We start from the raw sequence: 16,907 nt of genomic DNA on the forward strand, positions 1-16,907 counted from the left end.
CTCACGCGCCTCCCTGTGAATTCTTGTCTTTTTGCAGATGCATGATGGTGGTGTAGAAGACCCAGCTCACTAGCAAAATGACCAGGAAGTAAATGATTGAGAAGGCGGCAGAAGGGCCCAAGTCCTGCTGACCGATAGCCATAGTGGCAAGCGACTGACTTAGGAAAGTAGTAGAACTGCCAGGTCCTCCACCGGTGAGAACGAACGGTTCGGCGTAGATCATGAACGAGTGCATAAAACGCAGTAGTACCGCGATAACCAAAACGTTAGTGAGCTTTGGTAACTGAATATAGCGAAACACTGCCCATTTAGAGGCCCGGTCAATTCTTGCTGCTTGATAATAGGCTTCTGGAATAGAGCGCAACCCGCTATAGCAGAGCATCGCGACAAGCGGTGTCCAGTGCCATACATCCATTAAGATAATGGTTGCCCAGGCGTCACCGGCATTACGGGTGATGTTGTAATTAATACCTAGCTCGCGCAGACCCCAGCCCATTAACCCAATATCGCCGCGGGTGAAAATTTGCCAGATACTACCAACAACGTTCCATGGAATTAGCAACGGGAGCGTAATCAGAATCAGCACTGCTGACGCCTGCCAGCCTTTCTTAGGCATAAGCAAAGCAATGCCTATGCCCAGGGGGATCTGGATGGTGAGAATAATCAGTGAAAACAGTATCTGCCGACCAAATGCAGCTTGCAGCGCCGAGTCGTTAAGCATGGTGCGAAACCACTCGGTGCCAGTAAAGAAGCTAGCGTTGGGGCCTAGTACGTCCTGTACTGAATAGTTGACGACGGTCATTAAAGGAATGATGGCCGAAAACGCTACCAGTACCAGCATTGGCAGGACTAATAGCCAGGCGCGGTTGTTATAGACTTTATTATTCATGAGGTAACCTCCACCCGGTATTCGTCCACAAACAGCCCTAACTGATCGTGATCGAAGGTGAGATAAATATCGTCTCCGAATTCAGGGTGACCTTCCGGCAAGCGTGCCTTAAACGTCTGGCCAGCTAGCTCAAAGGTAACAATTGAATAAGTGCCTAGGTCCTGAACTTGGCGCTTAAGAGCGGGTAAAGCGCCTTCACGCTTAGAGGCATGTACAGAGACAAACTCGGGGCGAATACCGACTTTTATATTCGAGCTTTTCGCAGTAGCAATAGCATCCACAAACGCTTGCGGCATGGGCAGTAGAATATCAGCAAAGATGACGTCACCCGCATGGTAGTGAACATCCATAAAATTCATGCCGGGGCTGCCGATAAAATAGCCAACAAAGGTATGGGCGGGGGTTTCAAACAGCTCTTGGGGGGTACCAAACTGGACCACCTGACCTTCATACATTACGGCAATTTTATCGGCAAAGGTCGAGGCTTCCAGCTGGTCATGAGTGACGTAAATCATGGTGATATTGAAGCGCTGGTGAATTTCCTTCAGCTTACGGCGTAACTTCCACTTGAGCTGAGGGTCGATCACCGTCAATGGCTCGTCGAACAGAATTGCTGAGACATCATCGCGGACAAGGCCGCGCCCCATAGAGACCTTCTGTTTCTCATCGGCCGTTAACCCTTTTGCTTTGCGCTTGAGCAGCGGAGTTAACTCCAGAATTTCGGCGACTTCCTCTACCTTTGGCGTGATGCGATGACCTGGAATATTGATATTGCGCAATGGAAAGGCGAGATTATCAAACACCGTCATGGTGTCGTAGATCACTGGGAACTGGAAAACCTGAGCGATATTACGCTCCTCAGGCGGCAGCTCATTCACGCGCTGTCCATCAAACAATACATCCCCTTCGGAAGGCTCAAGTAGCCCAGAGATAATATTCAGCAGGGTGGACTTGCCACAGCCCGATGGCCCAAGTAGGGCATAGGCACCACCTTGGTGCCATACGTGTTCCATCTGACGGATTGCGTAGTCTTCAGGCGATTGAGGATTCGCGCTATAAGTATGGGCAAGGGATTTCAGTACAATCTCAGCCATGTTAGTTGCCTCCCCGCGTTTCCGGCGTATGGACGATAGAGCCCTGCTGATCAAACACAAACAGCTTGTGCGTGGGGAAGTAGACCTTAAGGCGTTGGTTGACTTTAGGCGTATGAATGCCCAGCAAATGAAGTACTAAAGGAAATAAGCTGTGTCGCACATGCAGAAAGGTTTCCGAGCCGCTGATTTCAGCGACTTCTACTTCAACTTCCAGCTCTAAGTCATCCGCCGCATTCGGCGTTAAGCTAACGTGAGAGGCGCGGACGCCAAAACGATACGCCCCAGGGGGCAGATTGCGCAGAGCCACGTCGCAAGGGAAGTGAATAGTTTGGTCAAAGGTAATTTCATTGTCAGTAAGATGCCCCGGCACAATATTAATTGGCGGTTCTGAGAACATCTCAGCACTCAAGATACTCTTAGGCTCGCGATAAATTTGCTCGGTGGGGCCGTACTGCAGCAGTTTGCCTTCATGCAACACGGCAGTATTGCCGCCTAGTGCTAATGCTTCATTAGGCTCAGTGGTGGCATAGACAGCAATGCAGTTACGCGCTTTGAATAACTCGCGAAGTTCATCGCGTAGCGCTTCACGCAGTTTGTAATCAAGATTGACCAAAGGTTCATCAAACAAGATCAGGTCAGCATCTTTAACCAGCGCACGCCCCATGGCGGTACGCTGCTGCTGCCCACCAGAAAGCTCTAGTGGTAAGCGATCTAATAAGTGGTCTATACCCAGCATAGCGGCGGTTTCTCTGACGCGCTTGTCGATTTCTTTCTTCGATGTCTTAGCTAACTTAAGAGGAGACGCTATGTTGTTATAAACGTTAAGGCCTGGGTAATTGATGAATTGCTGATACACCATGGAGACATTACGGTTACGTACTGACACACCAGTAACGTCGTTGCCATCCATATAAATACGCCCACGAGTTGGGGGCTCCAAGCCTGCCATTAAGCGCATGAGCGTTGTTTTACCTGCTAAGGTTCGTCCTAGCAGCACATTGAAAGAACCCGGCTCCAGCTCAAGGTTTATCCCACTGATATGGGATTCACCACCGACGATATGGTCGATATTTTGCAGATGTAAGGACATGCCGATCTCGCTAACGTCATTGTTATTGGTAGATGTTGTCGGTAGAAGTCTTGCGTTGATCGTAATTTTTACGCGCTTTATTTTCAATAACGAAAGGCTAGTTGATCACTTGCGAACTTGCAACGACTTTTGAGGCTGTTTGTATTCGCTTTTAGGCGTACATTGGCCATCAAAGAAAGTTAACTGGTGGCTTTTCAAGCTCTTGAGGTGATAAACAAATGTTCGTTTGTTTCGTTTTTGAAAATGCGCGTAAAAAAACCGGCCTGAAGAGGCCGGTTGGGAAGGCTAGTTAAAGTGGGGTGTGACTACTTAACGCTGGTTTCTTCTTGTAGGGGCGGTGCTACAGGCGCTGCGTTGTGATTAATCAACGTTGATTTATCCTTAGCAAACGCGTCATAGGCGAAGTCATCTACCGTCAGCATTTCCAGCACTTCTGCTTCGAAGGTACGCATAAACTGTGCGTCGTCTTCTTTGATAAGCCCTTTTTCCAGCGCGGCTTCTATGCGTGCTTCAGGGTGTAGCGCCGTTTGTGGCAGCTCACCTTTGGCGTAAGCTTTGTTCACCGTGCGGTAGAGAGCTTCGGCACGGTCATAGTCCACCAGCAGCGCGTTGTAGCGAGCAAGGGGGTTAGACTCTGCGCCATCATCTTTATCCCAGGTATTAGAAAGCAGCTTGCTGCGTAGAGCGCTGTGTGTAGATACACGCTGCGCGATATCGCGGGCCAGGTCGTCATGGGGCTTGTTCCAGCGGCGGCCCGTCGGCATGACCACAACTTTCAACACCTTACCTAACGCACGGTTTGGCAGGTTATCGAAAATTTCCACAAACGCTTGCTCTGCACGGTTAAGTAGGAACTGCAGGCTGTAATGCAACAGTGCTTCTTCACCTTCCACTTTATTGCCTGTGTGCCACTGCTTTAGCACCATCGAGGCCAAGTAAAGGTTCGACAGGACATCACCCAGGCGCGCTGATAGCATTTCGCGCTTTTTCAGCGTAGAGCCAAGGCTTGCCATGGCGGCATCGGCGCATAAACCAAAGCCTGCAGAAAGGCGTGCGATATCTTGCGCGTAGGTAGCTGCAGGTCCGCTGAAGGGAACGCTCTGTTTACCTAGCCCAAAACCAAGCGTAAAGGCACGAGCAGCATTGCCGAAGATCAGCCCTGCATGACCAAAGAAGGCTTTGTCGAAGGCTTTAACATCGTTGGCATCTTTAGCGGCTAGCTCGTCCAGCACATAAGGGTGGCAGCGAATCGCACCTTGACCAAAGATCATCAAGTTGCGGGTCATAATGTTCGCGCCTTCCACGGTAATAGCCACCGGGTTAGCGCTGTAGCCAATGCCTAGATAGTTGCGTGGGCCAAGGGTAACGGCTTTACCACCATGAACATCCATAGCGTCGCTAAGCAATACGCGCTGGAATTCGGTCAACTGGCTTTTCAAAATTGCTGAAGGAACGGCAGGTTTTTCGCCGTGGTCGATCAGGTTGGCGGTTTGATAAACCGTCGCAGCAGAGATGTAAGCCAGCGAAGCCATGCGTGCTAACGGCTCCTGTACGCCCTCCATTTCTGCGACGGGGACGTTGAACTGACGACGAACGCGAGTAAAGCCGCCGCTCCAGCCTAGCGCGTAGCGGGCGGTGCCGGTGGCGCCAGAAGGTAGAGTAATGCAGCGACCAATTGAGAGACACTCGACCAGCATGCGCCAGCCTTGGCCGATCATATCGGGGCCACCGATAATGGTATCCAACGGCACAAACACGTCGTTACCTTTAATTGGGCCATTCATAAACGGACTGCCGATGGGGTGGTGGCGGCGGCCGATGTCCATGCCCTGCGTGTCGCGGGGGATGAGCGCCAGAGTAATGCCACGATCTTCTTCGTCACCGAGCAGTTTTTCTGGGTCGAACAGGCGGAAGGCTAGGCCTACCACCGTGGCGATGGGGGCCAGAGTGATCCAGCGTTTTTCGAAGTTAAGCCTTAGGCCAAGCACTTCTTCGCCGTTGATGACTTGTTTACAGACGACGCCGGTATCCGGCAGCGACGTGGCATCAGAGCCAGCACGTGGGCCGGTTAAGCCAAAGCAAGGGATCTCGCGGCCATCGGATAAGCGTGGCAGGTAGTGGTCTTTCTGTTCCTGGGTGCCGTATTTAAGTAGCAGCTCGCCTGGGCCGAGTGAGTTAGGTACGCCAACGGTGACCATTAGCGTCTCATTAGCAGAGAGTTTCTGCAGCACCATGGATTGTGCTTTCGCCGAGAACCCTAGGCCGCCGTACTCCTTCGGAATAATCATGCCGAAGAAGCCTTCTTTCTTTAGATAATCCCACAGTTGTTGGGGTAGGTCAGCGCGCTCTTGGGCGATATCCCAGGCATTACACATGCCGGCTGCTTTGGCACACTGGTTATCCAAGAAAGCTTGCTCTGCTTCGCTCAGGCCGTCGTCTTTATAGTTGAGCAGCGATTCCCATTGCGGTTTGCCAGAGAAGAGTTCGCCATCCCAGGAGACAGTGCCAGCTTCTAGCGCTGTGCGCTCCGTGTCGGATACTTTTGGCGCTACCTTTTTAAAGGTGGCGAAAATGCGCGGTGTTAGCCACTTGCTGCGCAGTGCAGGCAGACCAGCAACCGCAACCGCAACGGCTGCTATCAGTAGCAGCGTGCCAATAACAGGCGCGTCAAGCACTAAGCCGACCAAGCCTAGTACGCCAAGCAGAGCGAAGGCTGGCGTTGCGCCTGCTTCGCGGCGCATCACCACGAGCAAGCCGATAACGGCAAGCACAATGAGCAGTAGGGTGAGCATGGTTGTATCTCCATCGGGGTTTATAATGAACGCATTTAAACGTATGTTTGAATATTGGCAGAGTCACTAGCCAAAGTGCAAGCGTTTCACTGTCATACGTTCGCGTTATATCCCTACTGTAGCGTACATAAGGCATAAAAAACGCCATGGCATATGGCCATAGCGTTTAGCGTTACTTTATAGGTTGATAGACTGCGTTTTATGAAGCCTGTTTAGCTGGCGCGCCGTGAGCGACATAGTAATCAACGTTGGCGCGGGGTAGTGGCTCGCGGCCGCGAATCTGGTCAGCAATTTTCTCCGCCAGCATGATGGTTGGCGCGTTGAGGTTGCCGGTGGGAATAACAGGGAATAGCGATGCATCAACGACGCGTAAGCCTTCGAGCCCGTGCACACGGCCTTGACCATCGGTGACTGCCATCTCACCTTCGCCCATGCGGCAACTGCCACAAGGGTGATAGGCGGTTTCAGCGTGCTGTTTAACAAAGGTGTCAAGCTCTTGGTCACTTTGTACGCTAGGGCCAGGTGAAATTTCACGACCACGGTACTTATCAAAGGCGGGTTGCGCGATGATATCGCGGGTTAAGCGAATCGCATCGCGGAACTCTTGCCAATCTTTCTCTTTGGCCATGTAGTTAAACAAGATGCTGGGGGCCGCGTGCGGGTCTTTTGAAGTGAGGCGAATCCGCCCGCGGCTTTCCGAGCGCATTGAGCCAACGTGGGCCTGGAAGCCATGTGCTTGGACGGCGCTTTTACCGTTGTAACTAATCGCGATGGGTAGAAAGTGGTACTGCAGATTTGGCCACGCTTCCTCATCATTGCTACGAATAAAGCCACAGGATTCAAACTGGTTACTGGCACCCACGCCAGTGCCTTTAAACAGCCACTCAGCGCCGATTTTTGGCTGGTTGTACCATTTCAGCGCTGGATACAGCGAAATGGGCTCTTTGCATTCGTATTGAATGTACATTTCAAGGTGATCTTGGAGATTTTCGCCTACACCGGGAAGCTCATGAACCAACGAAATACCCAGTTCTTTAAGCCACTCGGGATTGCCTACCCCAGAACGCTGGAGAATCTGCGGTGAGGCAATGGCGCCACCACACAGCAGTACTTCTCGGCGGGCGCGAGCCTGGTGTGGCTGGCCTTTTTGCTCGTAACGCACACCAACAGCACGCTTGCCATCAAACTCAATCACATTCGTGACGGCGTGGGTTTCGATGGTCAGGTTGCTGCGCTGCTTGGCAATGTCCAGATAACCGCGTGCCGTAGACGCGCGGCGGCCATTGGGCGTGACGAAACGGTCCATGGGGCCAAAGCCCTCTTGCTGATAGCCGTTTACATCGTCTGTTTCAGGATAGCCCGCCTGCTTACCCGCTTCGATAAACGTGCGGTAAAGCGGGTTATTGCCAGCTTTAGGCGTGGTCACGCTGACCGGACCATCGCCGCCGTGGTAATCATTAGGGCCAATATCGCGGGTTTCGCACTTTTTAAAATAGGGCAGGCAACTGAGGTAATCCCACTCTTCCAAACCGGGTTCTTTGGCCCAGTTATCGTAATCTAGCGCGTTGCCGCGGATATAGCACATGCCGTTGATCAGCGATGAGCCGCCCAGGCCTTTACCCCGACCACACTCCATACGGCGGCCATCCATATGCGGTTCGGGATCGGTTTCAAACGCCCAGTTGTAGCGTTTGCCCTGTAGTGGATACGCCAGTGCAGCGGGCATTTGGGTACGAAAATCGAAACGGTAATCGGGGCCGCCTGCTTCAAGCAGCAAAACGCTGACGTCGCTGTCTTCGGTCAGGCGGGTGGCCAGCACGTTACCCGCTGAGCCGGCGCCGATAATGATGTAATCATATTCACGTGATTGAGACATGCTTTTACCTTGAAAGAGCCGAATGATGGGTAATGAACCGGCAGGTATAACTGAAAAGCTTCTTTTCTATATGCCTACCGGTAGCGTCCATTACTTCGATTAAAACACCGACTCAAACGGCCCCATTTCGATTTGCACAGACTTGGTCTGGGTGTAATGACTCAGTGTCTCAACGCCGTTTTCACGGCCAATGCCCGACTCTTTGTAACCGCCTACCGGCATTTCGGAAGGCGACTCGCCCCAGGTGTTGATCCAGCAAATACCCGCTTCTAGCTGGTGAATAACCCGATGAGCGCGATTCAAGCTTTCGCTGAACACACCCGCTGCCAAGCCGTAGTTGGTGTCATTGGCGCGACAAATAACCTCGTCTTCGTCGTCAAAGGCAAGTACGGACATCACCGGGCCAAAGATCTCTTCTTTGACGATGCGCATATCGTCATTGCAGTCAGTGAAGATAGTGGGCGCCGCCCAGGCACCATTCGCCCAGTCACCGGTATTCCACTCATCACCGCCAGCCAATACCCGCGCGCCTTGCTCTTTACCCAGGGCAATGTAGGAAAGCACTTTTTGCTGGTGTTCAAAGCTGACTAGCGGGCCAAAGTTAACGCTGGGGTCCATCGGATCGCCCGCTTTAATGCGCTGAACGCGCTCAACCAGCTTCGCCTCAAAGGCCTCTTTAACGCTGCGCTCAACGAATACGCGAGTGCCGTTAGTGCAAATCTGGCCACTGGAGTAGAAGTTGGCCATCATCGCGGCATCGGCGGCACGATCTAAATCGGCATCGGCAAACACGATCAGTGGCGATTTGCCGCCCAGTTCCATAGTGACATCTTTCAGGGTAGAGCCACCGGCAGCGGCCATGACCTTTTTGCCAGTGCCTACTTCGCCAGTAAACGATACCTTGGCGATACCTGGGTGCCCAGTCAGCATCGCGCCAACGCGGCCATCGCCTTGAACGACATTGAAAACACCGTTGGGTAGGCCTGCTTCTGTGAAAATTTCGGCAAGCTTGAGAGCGGTTAGCGGTGTGACTTCACTGGGCTTGAAGACAATCGCGTTACCCGCTGCCAGCGCAGGCGCGGCTTTCCAGCAGGCGATTTGAATAGGGTAGTTCCAGGCACCAATAGCGCCAATGACGCCGAGTGGCTCGCGGCGTGTATACACAAAGGAGCTATCGCGCAGTGGAATTTGGCTGCCTTCAATGGCAGGGGCAAGGCCTGCGTAGTATTCCAAGGCATCGGCACCGGTCACAATATCGACGCTGGCAGTCTCGCTGATCGGCTTACCGGTGTTGTGAGTTTCCAGTGCAGCAAGCTCATCATTACGATCTCGTAACAGTGCAACCGCGCGCAGCAAGATGCGTGAGCGCTCCATGCCGGTCATTGCTGCCCATTCACGCTGGCCGTGCTGGGCGGCTTCTACAGCGCTATCGACATCGGCTTGGCTTGCTTGGCCAATGGTGGCCAGCAGGCTGCCGTTATAGGGGTTGGTAACGGTAAATGTTTCGCCGGAGGTGGCATCTACCGGGCGACCATCAATATAAAGTGGCTGTATATCTTGAGCGGCCATGTTGGTCTCCTTACTGTGTTTCTGCAGTGGATGCGCGTTGATGACATCCATAATGAATAAGCAGTTGGTCGAGATAGGTGTGCGCAAGATGTCGCGCTTCAGGGGCATCGAGCCCTTCAGGCGTAAGCGCACCACGCAGCCATAGACCATCAATCATCGCGGCCAGCCCACGGGCGGCATTGCGGGCATCTGTTCGGGGCATTACACGCTGAAATTGATGGCATAAATTGGCGTACAAACGGCGGTCGTTGACATTCTGAAGCCGTTGAAGCACCGGCTTATGCATGCTGCTAGCCCAAAAGGCGAGCCACGTTTTAGCGGCAGGGCCGGTCACCTGAGTGCGATCAAAGTTACCTTCGATGATGGCGCCGATGTGAGCGCGAGGAGAGTCGTCTTCTAACGCGCGGCGGCGTGCGGCAACGGCGTCGCTGAGGTCAGTCAAAATTTGCCGCATTGTTGCTTCTAGTAGGCCATCCTTACCGCCAAAATAGTGGCTGATAATGCCGGCTGAGACGCCAGCATGACGGGCAATCCGCATGACAGTCGCTTCTGCTAAACCAACCTCGTCAATGGCCGCCATGGTAGCCTTAATTAACTGCTGGCGGCGTATCGGTTCCATTCCCACCTTAGGCACAGCTATCTCCTACTGACGTTGAATGCCCATTGGCTCCTGCCCTTGAAAACCAGGAGTAGGCATGATTACCTGACCATGATGGCATTTTTTTATTGAACGTTCAATCAATAAAGGGTGCATTGTTATCCTGTTCCTACGACTTATACGTACAGGGCGTGTTCATATAAAACCGATAATGGGGAAAATCAGATGAAACGCATATATACACGAAGCGTAAGCACGTTATTACTGACAGCCTGTTTACCGGCGGCTGCCTATGCAAACGAGTGTAGTAGCGTTCGCTTCGCAGAAGTGGGTTGGACCGATATCACCGCAACGACGGCGCTGGCTACCGAAGTGTTAGAAGCGCTTGGCTATGAAACCCGTGTTGATACCGTTTCGGTGCCCATTGCTTACGCGGGTATGCGTAACAATGATTTTGACGTTTTTTTAGGGAACTGGATGCCCTCGATGGCTTCAATCAGTGACCCCTATGTAGAGCGCGGTGAGGTTGAGCGTTTAGTGGTCAACCTTGAAGGTGCCAAGTACACCCTGGCAGTACCACAATATGTTTATGATGCGGGCGTAACCTCGGTTAACGATTTGGCAGAGCATGCTGATCAGTTTGAGCAACGCTTGCACGGTATCGAAGCTGGCAACGATGGCAATGAACTCATTGAGCAAATGATTGATGACAACGCTTATGGGCTAGGTGATTGGCAAGTCGTTGATTCGAGCGAGGCGGGCATGCTGGCTGAGCTTCGCGCGCGGGTGCCCAATGAAAAATGGATGGTGTTTTTAGGCTGGGAGCCACATCCCATGAACACTAATTTTGAGATGGCATATTTATCGGGTGCCGATGACTATTTTGGACCCAACTTGGGCGGTGCAACTGTGCATACCAATACCCGGGCAGGGTTTGTTGATGCGTGTCCAAATGTTGGTGAACTGCTAAAAAATATGACGTTCACGCTGGAAATGGAAAACCAATTGATGAGTGCCATCATGGACGATGGGGTAGACCCGCGAGAGGCCGCACGCAGTTATCTTAACGACAACAGTGATGTGTTAGAAGTGTGGCTTGAAGGGGTGACGACCCGTGATGGCGGAGAAGCGCTGTCGGCAGTCCGAGAAGCTTTATAAGCACGCACTGCCTCTAAGCGTATTTTTCACATTCAAGGTTATTGAACAAAAGGCAGGTCGTTTTCGGCTTGCCTTTCGTCGTTAAGATAGGCATAATCTGCACCCGTTGATGAGGAAAAGGCTACGTAGCTCAGCTGGTTAGAGCACATCACTCATAATGATGGGGTCCCCTGTTCAAATCAGGGCGTAGCCACCACATCAGCGTTAGCACATTCATATGTTAAGTATCAGAGTGTGCCGTTATGGTGGCCCCTTAGGTCCTCCCGCAACGCTAAACTGCAAACCCCGCCAGGCCCGGAAGGGAGCAACGGTAGCGGTGGCTGCGTGTGCCGGGATGTGGCTTTTGGGGCCGCCTCCATTTCTGCTTTGGTTTTTCCCCGCCGTTCTATTTTTTCTTGTATTTGCCCTATTATTACCCTCTTACCAGCACCATTGGTTGTTGTGCCTTTGTTTGCGCATTCTCGTTAATTCAGGTATTCAGATACTTTTGCTCTGGATAACCCTATGAAACCTATACTGCGCTGGCTGTTTGGCCTGGTCGCGTTATTAGCGCTACTGCTTGCGGGGCCTGCCTGGCTATTGGCGAGCAATCAAGTAGACACTGATGGTCACTGGTCAACCCTTGATCGTTCTTCAGCGGGTTTAGCGCCTGACCCTGAGAGCGTGCAAGAGGCCGTTGTTCAGGTTTATGCCGCGCGTGCTTATAACTGGCGCGGAGCATTTGGTGTCCATATCTGGATTGCAACAAAAGCAGAAGGGGCGGCGGACTATCGGCTGCACCAGGTATTGAGCTGGCGTCGGCCAACCGTGGTTTCGTCAATCGATACCCCTGACCGGGCGTGGTTTGGTAATCCTCCAGAACTACTGGCAGACTACCGTGGTGAAGAAGCTGCACGCTTGATACCAATGATTGCCGAAGCCGTGGCGCGCTATCCCCAAGCCGACCTTTATCGGGTATGGCCTGGCCCTAACAGTAATAGCTTTATTGCCTGGGTCATAAGAGAGGTCGAAGGCTTAGACGTTGCATTGCCAACCACTGCGGTTGGTAAAGATTATTTGTTTAATGGTGTTGCTGCCACAGTGCCCAGCGGCTCTGGCTATCAGCTTTCCCTTGGTGGGGTGATGGGTATTATGATTGCGCTTGAAGAGGGATTGGAAATTAACCTGTTGGGGCTGAGCGCGGGCATTGATTTTATGCGTCCTGCTATCAAGCTGCCTGGTATCGGTCGTCTTGGCATGCCTGCCAAGGTGGCAGGTAATGAATAGCTAGTTAATAGACGGCCAGTTAATAGGCAGATGCATGACGCGGCAGCGCACTCCATACGCCCCGGCCCTTGGTTCAGTTAACCTGCTAAGCGGCAGTACAGCTCAATAATCAAGCAAAACGAATCATCAAGCAAAACCAATCATCAAGCAAAAGGAGCACTCCAGTGACACATCAAACCTCGTTGGTGCTTTGTTTGCGTGCATGGCTGCAGTCGCTGCCTGATAACGCCGTGCCTACTACCTATCGAGACGCCGCGGCAGCCATGCAGTTAACGCCGCCTGGTACCATACGGCAGGTCACGGAAGCGCTGGAAATTATGATGCGCGAGGATATTGCCGCCGAACGCCCAATGATGGCAGCTCTAGTGATCAGTCGGCGGGGCGACCTGCCCGGGCCGGGGTTCTTTGAGTTGGCAGTGGCGCTTGGCCGCCTGCCGGAAGATCCTGCATCGCATCGCATGGCCTACCGCGAAGAGTTCGACCACGCCCTTGCCTCAAGACGTCTTTAAGTACCGTCTTAAAGGAGCGAGTACTTGAAAGCGAGTACTTGAAAATGCGTGTCTGAAAACGAGTTGTTGAAAGCGTTTTATTGCCCACCACGTTAATCTGATCTATTGAAGCCATGCGACTGTTAACCCAGCCGCTAATGACAACAGCATAGGCCCCGCCACCTGTATACCCAATTCTTTGCAGCCAATGGCACCAGCGATAGCCGATTTTACTAAGTTGTTGGTGGCTGCTGCGATGACAATGCCGATGACGGCTGTTTGCAGGGCTAGCGAGTCCTGAGACATCCGAGTTAGTGACAGGGTGATAGCATCTACATCGGCTATTCCGGAGGTGGCTGCCAGCACGTAAATGCCCAAATCACCTAGCCATGCCTGCAGGAACTCCCCCAACAGAAGGATAGCCACCAATAATAGGCCAAACAGCAGCGCGGGTTTTAAATCTAAAGGATTTTGGGTAAGTTCCGGTCGACCTACGTTTAGGCGCTTCGCGTATCGCTTCCAGATGAAAAAGGCAGGTATGTACAGTAACAGGGTCATCACCACAATAGGCCATACCAGCCTGGGTAATAGCGCAGGGTTAATCAAGGCACAGTAGATCAGAATGCGTGGGAACATAGTGCCGCAAGCAATGAGAATGCCACTAGCAAACTGTGGGCTTACGTCTGGCGAGAGCTTGGATTGCCTAGCATAGTGCAGTGTTAAAGCGGTAGAGGAGCTGAGTCCCGCAAACAGGCTGGTAAACAGAATGCCTTTGCTAGTACCTGCCAGCCGAATGGCGAAGTAGCCTACAAAGGAAACCGAGGCGATCAGTACAACCATCCACCAAATTTCTTGCGGGTTGAGAACGCCGCCAGGGCCTAAGTCTTCATTCGGCAGCAAGGGCAGCATCACGACTGAGATAACCAGCAGCTTTAAAGCTGCATCTAACTCGTGTTCTTGCAGCTTATCGATTAGCCCATGTATCTCCTGCTTGTTATCTAACAGTAGTGCTGTTACTACCGCGGCAGCGGTGGCGATGGCTGGGTCTATGGCAACGGCAATAGCGCCATAGCAGAAGGTGAGCACGATGCCGATGGTGCCAGTGATACTGAAATTACGTATATGGGTGAGCCTTTCATTAAATGCCACCAGAGCCATAGCCACTACGCTAATGAGCAGGACTGGAAAGGCCCACTCGGTAACTTCTTTTGCCAGCAGGGCAGCCACGCCCCCTAGCAGGCCAATCAGGGCAAAGGTGCGAATACCGGCAATTCGTTCTCCGCTGGCTTGTTTCCTGGCATCCCATCCGCGCTCTAAACCAATAATAGCGCCCAATAGCAGGGCAATGGCTAGATGAAGGCTAGTTTGGTTGTCAATAATAAACTGACTGGTGACGTCATCCATGGAGTGCTCCGCTATCAAGATAGCCAGTCAACGAAAATAGTAATGCTGAACATTGTATGCCCTAACATGGACATTGATGGTAGTAAGGCGTGTGGGTATGCCCGCACGCGTAATGAGTAAGCGATAATGAATAACTATACTTAGAAAGTGTCAATAAACAGTACTAATAGAAAGTTTTATTATAAGGCTCTGTTATAAATTTATGTTGTAAAATGCTGATAAATAACTATTTTTGGCTATTTTTGCTGCTGTTCAGTAAAGCGCTTCATGATGGACAGCGTTGTATCGCTAACATGGTGTTCCATGCCTTCGGCATCAATGCGGGCCGTGCTGTCATCTACTCCCAAAGCTCGCAAAAAATGCAACACAACATCGTGGCGTGCCCGGGAAATTTCGGCCATTTTTTGCCCTTCCTCGGTAAGGAAAAGCGAGCGATAGGGCTTGCTTGTCACCAAGCCTAGCTCGTTCAGGCGGCGAATCATTTTAGAAACGGTGGCCTGGCTCACTGCCATTCGATTTGCGATATCTGCAGCGCGAGCTTCCCCACGGTGACGTAATAAATCGCCGATTAACTCGACATAGTCTTCAATTAACTCGGTTTCGTGAGCATTGCGTACGGTTTCATACTGCTGTGCATGCTGCTCCACGGGAGGAAGTGCATCTCCACTTTGCCCCTGCGCAGTGGAAGAGCTAGCAGGAGAGTCAGACGGCAAGTCAGTTGAAGAGTGCTGCTGTTGGTATTCACTCATTGGCAAAGTTTATCAAGGTTAGTGGAAACGTTAATTGGTGATGGTAGCGCATTTTTTCAGATAATTGTTAGCCAAGGCTAAACTGTTTGCACAAAGCTTTTTTATTAAGCTACAGTTGTACGTGTTGGGATCCTAGCACAGGAGAAGTAACTAATGACTAAGCAGCTTGGGAGCACGCAGTACGGTTGGGTAATGTTAAGCGCCTCAGTGATCTTTTCAGGCGCGATATCCTCTGCACAGGCGGAAGAACTGAATCAGGCACCTATTAACATAGCCGTGACATTTTCGGTGCTGGGTGATTTGGTTAAAGGCGTGGCGGGTGAAGACGCCAGCGTAACTGTGCTTACTCCTGTGAATGCTGAAGTACATGAATGGGAGCTAACACCCGATAACTTTGCTGCGTTGGAAGATGCCGACGTGGTGTTCTATAACGGCTACCAGCTAGAGCAGTGGATGCGCCAAGTGGAGGCTACGGTCACTGAAGATGTTCCCATCGTAGCGGTTGCTGAGGCATCGGAGTACCCCACTCAATCTATCGTTACAGGTGAGATGGAAGGCGATATCGACCCACACTTGTGGATGGATCCTCGTGCGGCTGGCGCCTACGTGCAGGCGATTGCCAACGTACTAGAAGATAGCTTGCCGCAAAAAGCGGATGCTATTCAGCAGCGTGCCGCTGAGTTGAAAAACCAACTCCATGAGCTACATGTTGAATTGCAGGAAGCGCTGGAAGTTATTCCTGAAGATCGTCGGGTTCTGCTTTCAAGCGAAGCGGCGTTTCTCTATTTTTCGGACGCTTACCATTTTGAACACGATGGTATCTGGGGAACCAACTCAGAAACGGAAGGCTCTCCTCGCCAGTTGATGCGGGTCATTGATATGATTAATGAACGCCAGCCCGCAGCGCTTTTTTGGGAAAGCACTATTTCAGATCGGCATGTAACCAGTATTGCGCGTGATACGGGCCTGCCCGTGGCTGGACCACTTTACGTTGATTCGTTAAGCGAGCCTGACGGTGAAGCTGCCGATTACTTTTCAATGCAACGCCATAACGTGGAATTACTGCGTCGTTACTTGGCAACTGAGTAAGTTTATATGACCACGTCCGTTTCAGGTGCAATCGCCGCGATTGAGGTGAAGGGGCTTTATGCAGCCTATCAACGGCAGCCCGTTTTAGAGAATATTCACTTGGCGTTTCCTGCTGGCCAATGGACAGCTATCGTTGGCCCTAACGGGGCAGGTAAGTCGACGTTATTTCATATTTTAACGGGTAGCATGAAGCCGCTTCGCGGGCATATAAAAGCGTTTGGCGAGGCGATTGAACATCATCGCAAGGCGGGCAGTATTGCGTATATGGCTCAGCGTGAAGCGATCGAGTGGGATTTTCCTATTTCGGTTCGGGACACCGTAATGAGCGCGCGTTATGGCCACATGCGCCGTGATCCTTTATGGAGGCAACTGTTACCTGCGCGCTGGCAGGCCGCTCGCCATCACCAAGCTGTTCAGAAAGCGTTAACCGATGTTGATATGTTGGCACTGGCGGAACGACCGATTGGGGCCCTCTCTGGCGGCCAAAAGAAGCGGGTTTTGCTCGCTAGAGCACTAGCTCAAGAAGCCAATATTCTGTTGTTGGACGAACCTTTAGCGGGCGTTGATCCACCCAGTGAGCAGCTCATTCTAGATGTTTTAAAACGCGAGCGAGAAGCAGGCAGGACAATCGTAATGGTTACCCACGATATGCCTGGGGCACGTCGTTATGTGGATCATGTTGTGCTCATCAACCGCTTTATTCGTGGCGAAGGATCGCCTGAAGAGATGCTAAGTGATACCAAGCTAGCCGAGCTAGCTGTCAGTTCCATCGAGCAGTCGGCAAACGATCGTACGCAGCGCGCTAAAGATTCTGCGCTAGCGCATAAGTAATGGGCACAATTGAG

14 protein-coding genes, 1 tRNA gene and 1 other RNA gene are annotated in these 16,907 nt (G+C 51.9%); 7 read left to right on the forward strand and 9 right to left on the reverse strand.

Annotation, left to right across the window (positions count from 1 at the left end; genetic code table 11):
- Position 1: 1 nt before the first annotated feature.
- The 7 genes from M0220_RS15665 to betI form a co-directional block, all read right to left on the reverse strand.
- Positions 2-889 carry a carbohydrate ABC transporter permease gene (locus M0220_RS15665; RefSeq protein ID WP_030072632.1) on the reverse strand — a complete coding sequence of 296 codons (888 nt, stop codon included), beginning with the start codon at positions 887-889 and terminating at the stop codon, positions 2-4.
- Positions 886-1,983, reverse strand: a complete 1,098-nt coding sequence (locus M0220_RS15670; protein WP_264018179.1) for an ABC transporter ATP-binding protein — start codon at positions 1,981-1,983, stop codon at positions 886-888. The genes M0220_RS15665 and M0220_RS15670 overlap by 4 nt, the downstream gene beginning before the upstream one ends.
- A 1-nt stretch (position 1,984) precedes the next feature.
- Complete coding sequence (locus M0220_RS15675; protein WP_264018180.1) at positions 1,985-3,073, reverse strand: ABC transporter ATP-binding protein; 1,089 nt, start codon at positions 3,071-3,073, stop codon at positions 1,985-1,987.
- 305 nt (positions 3,074-3,378) lie between these two features.
- Positions 3,379-5,865: an acyl-CoA dehydrogenase gene (locus M0220_RS15680; protein ID WP_264018181.1), complete on the reverse strand. Its 2,487-nt coding sequence runs from the start codon at positions 5,863-5,865 to the stop codon at positions 3,379-3,381.
- Positions 5,866-6,064: 199 nt separating this feature from the next.
- A complete protein-coding gene (betA, locus tag M0220_RS15685) occupies positions 6,065-7,741 on the reverse strand; it encodes a choline dehydrogenase (protein ID WP_264018182.1) in 1,677 nt (558 codons plus the stop codon).
- Positions 7,742-7,840: 99 nt separating this feature from the next.
- On the reverse strand, positions 7,841-9,310 hold the full coding sequence (gene betB, locus M0220_RS15690; protein WP_264018183.1) for a betaine-aldehyde dehydrogenase: 1,470 nt from the start codon (positions 9,308-9,310) through the stop codon (positions 7,841-7,843).
- A 10-nt stretch (positions 9,311-9,320) separates the two neighbouring features.
- Positions 9,321-9,929 carry a transcriptional regulator BetI gene (gene betI, locus M0220_RS15695; RefSeq protein WP_030072644.1) on the reverse strand — a complete coding sequence of 203 codons (609 nt, stop codon included), beginning with the start codon at positions 9,927-9,929 and terminating at the stop codon, positions 9,321-9,323.
- 204 nt (positions 9,930-10,133) lie between these two features.
- Here betI and M0220_RS15700 point away from each other — a divergent pair, with 204 nt between their 5' ends.
- The 5 genes from M0220_RS15700 (at position 10,134) to M0220_RS15720 (ending at position 12,841) form a co-directional block, all read left to right on the forward strand.
- Positions 10,134-11,066, forward strand: a complete 933-nt coding sequence (locus M0220_RS15700) for a choline ABC transporter substrate-binding protein (protein ID WP_264018184.1) — start codon at positions 10,134-10,136, stop codon at positions 11,064-11,066.
- A 119-nt stretch (positions 11,067-11,185) separates the two neighbouring features.
- Positions 11,186-11,262, forward strand: a tRNA-Met gene (locus M0220_RS15705).
- Between the two features lie 56 nt (positions 11,263-11,318).
- Positions 11,319-11,415, forward strand: an RNA gene (gene ffs, locus M0220_RS15710) — signal recognition particle sRNA small type.
- 155 nt (positions 11,416-11,570) lie between these two features.
- Positions 11,571-12,332, forward strand: coding sequence for a DUF3750 domain-containing protein (locus M0220_RS15715; RefSeq protein ID WP_264018185.1), 762 nt, complete (start codon positions 11,571-11,573; stop codon positions 12,330-12,332).
- Positions 12,333-12,496: 164 nt separating this feature from the next.
- Positions 12,497-12,841: a hypothetical protein gene (locus M0220_RS15720; protein ID WP_264018186.1), complete on the forward strand. Its 345-nt coding sequence runs from the start codon at positions 12,497-12,499 to the stop codon at positions 12,839-12,841.
- A 102-nt stretch (positions 12,842-12,943) separates the two neighbouring features.
- Here the strand turns inward: M0220_RS15720 and M0220_RS15725 are convergent, their stop codons facing one another.
- The gene (locus M0220_RS15725) at positions 12,944-14,224 is read right to left on the reverse strand and encodes an MgtC/SapB family protein (protein WP_030072698.1); all 1,281 of its coding nucleotides are present in this window, start codon (positions 14,222-14,224) and stop codon (positions 12,944-12,946) included.
- A gap of 236 nt (positions 14,225-14,460) precedes the next feature.
- Positions 14,461-14,973, reverse strand: coding sequence for a manganese-binding transcriptional regulator MntR (gene mntR, locus M0220_RS15730; protein ID WP_051690164.1), 513 nt, complete (start codon positions 14,971-14,973; stop codon positions 14,461-14,463).
- Positions 14,974-15,165: 192 nt separating this feature from the next.
- Here mntR and M0220_RS15735 point away from each other — a divergent pair, with 192 nt between their 5' ends.
- Together M0220_RS15735 and M0220_RS15740 are read left to right on the forward strand one after the other, a co-directional pair.
- On the forward strand, positions 15,166-16,062 hold the full coding sequence (locus M0220_RS15735; protein WP_404813864.1) for a metal ABC transporter solute-binding protein, Zn/Mn family: 897 nt from the start codon (positions 15,166-15,168) through the stop codon (positions 16,060-16,062).
- 6 nt (positions 16,063-16,068) lie between these two features.
- Positions 16,069-16,893, forward strand: coding sequence for a metal ABC transporter ATP-binding protein (locus M0220_RS15740; RefSeq protein ID WP_035536538.1), 825 nt, complete (start codon positions 16,069-16,071; stop codon positions 16,891-16,893).
- Positions 16,894-16,907 lie beyond the last annotated feature (14 nt).

It is taken from the genome of Halomonas qinghailakensis (genome assembly GCF_025820815.1).
In the GTDB taxonomy this organism is placed as follows: domain Bacteria; phylum Pseudomonadota; class Gammaproteobacteria; order Pseudomonadales; family Halomonadaceae; genus Vreelandella; species Vreelandella qaidamensis.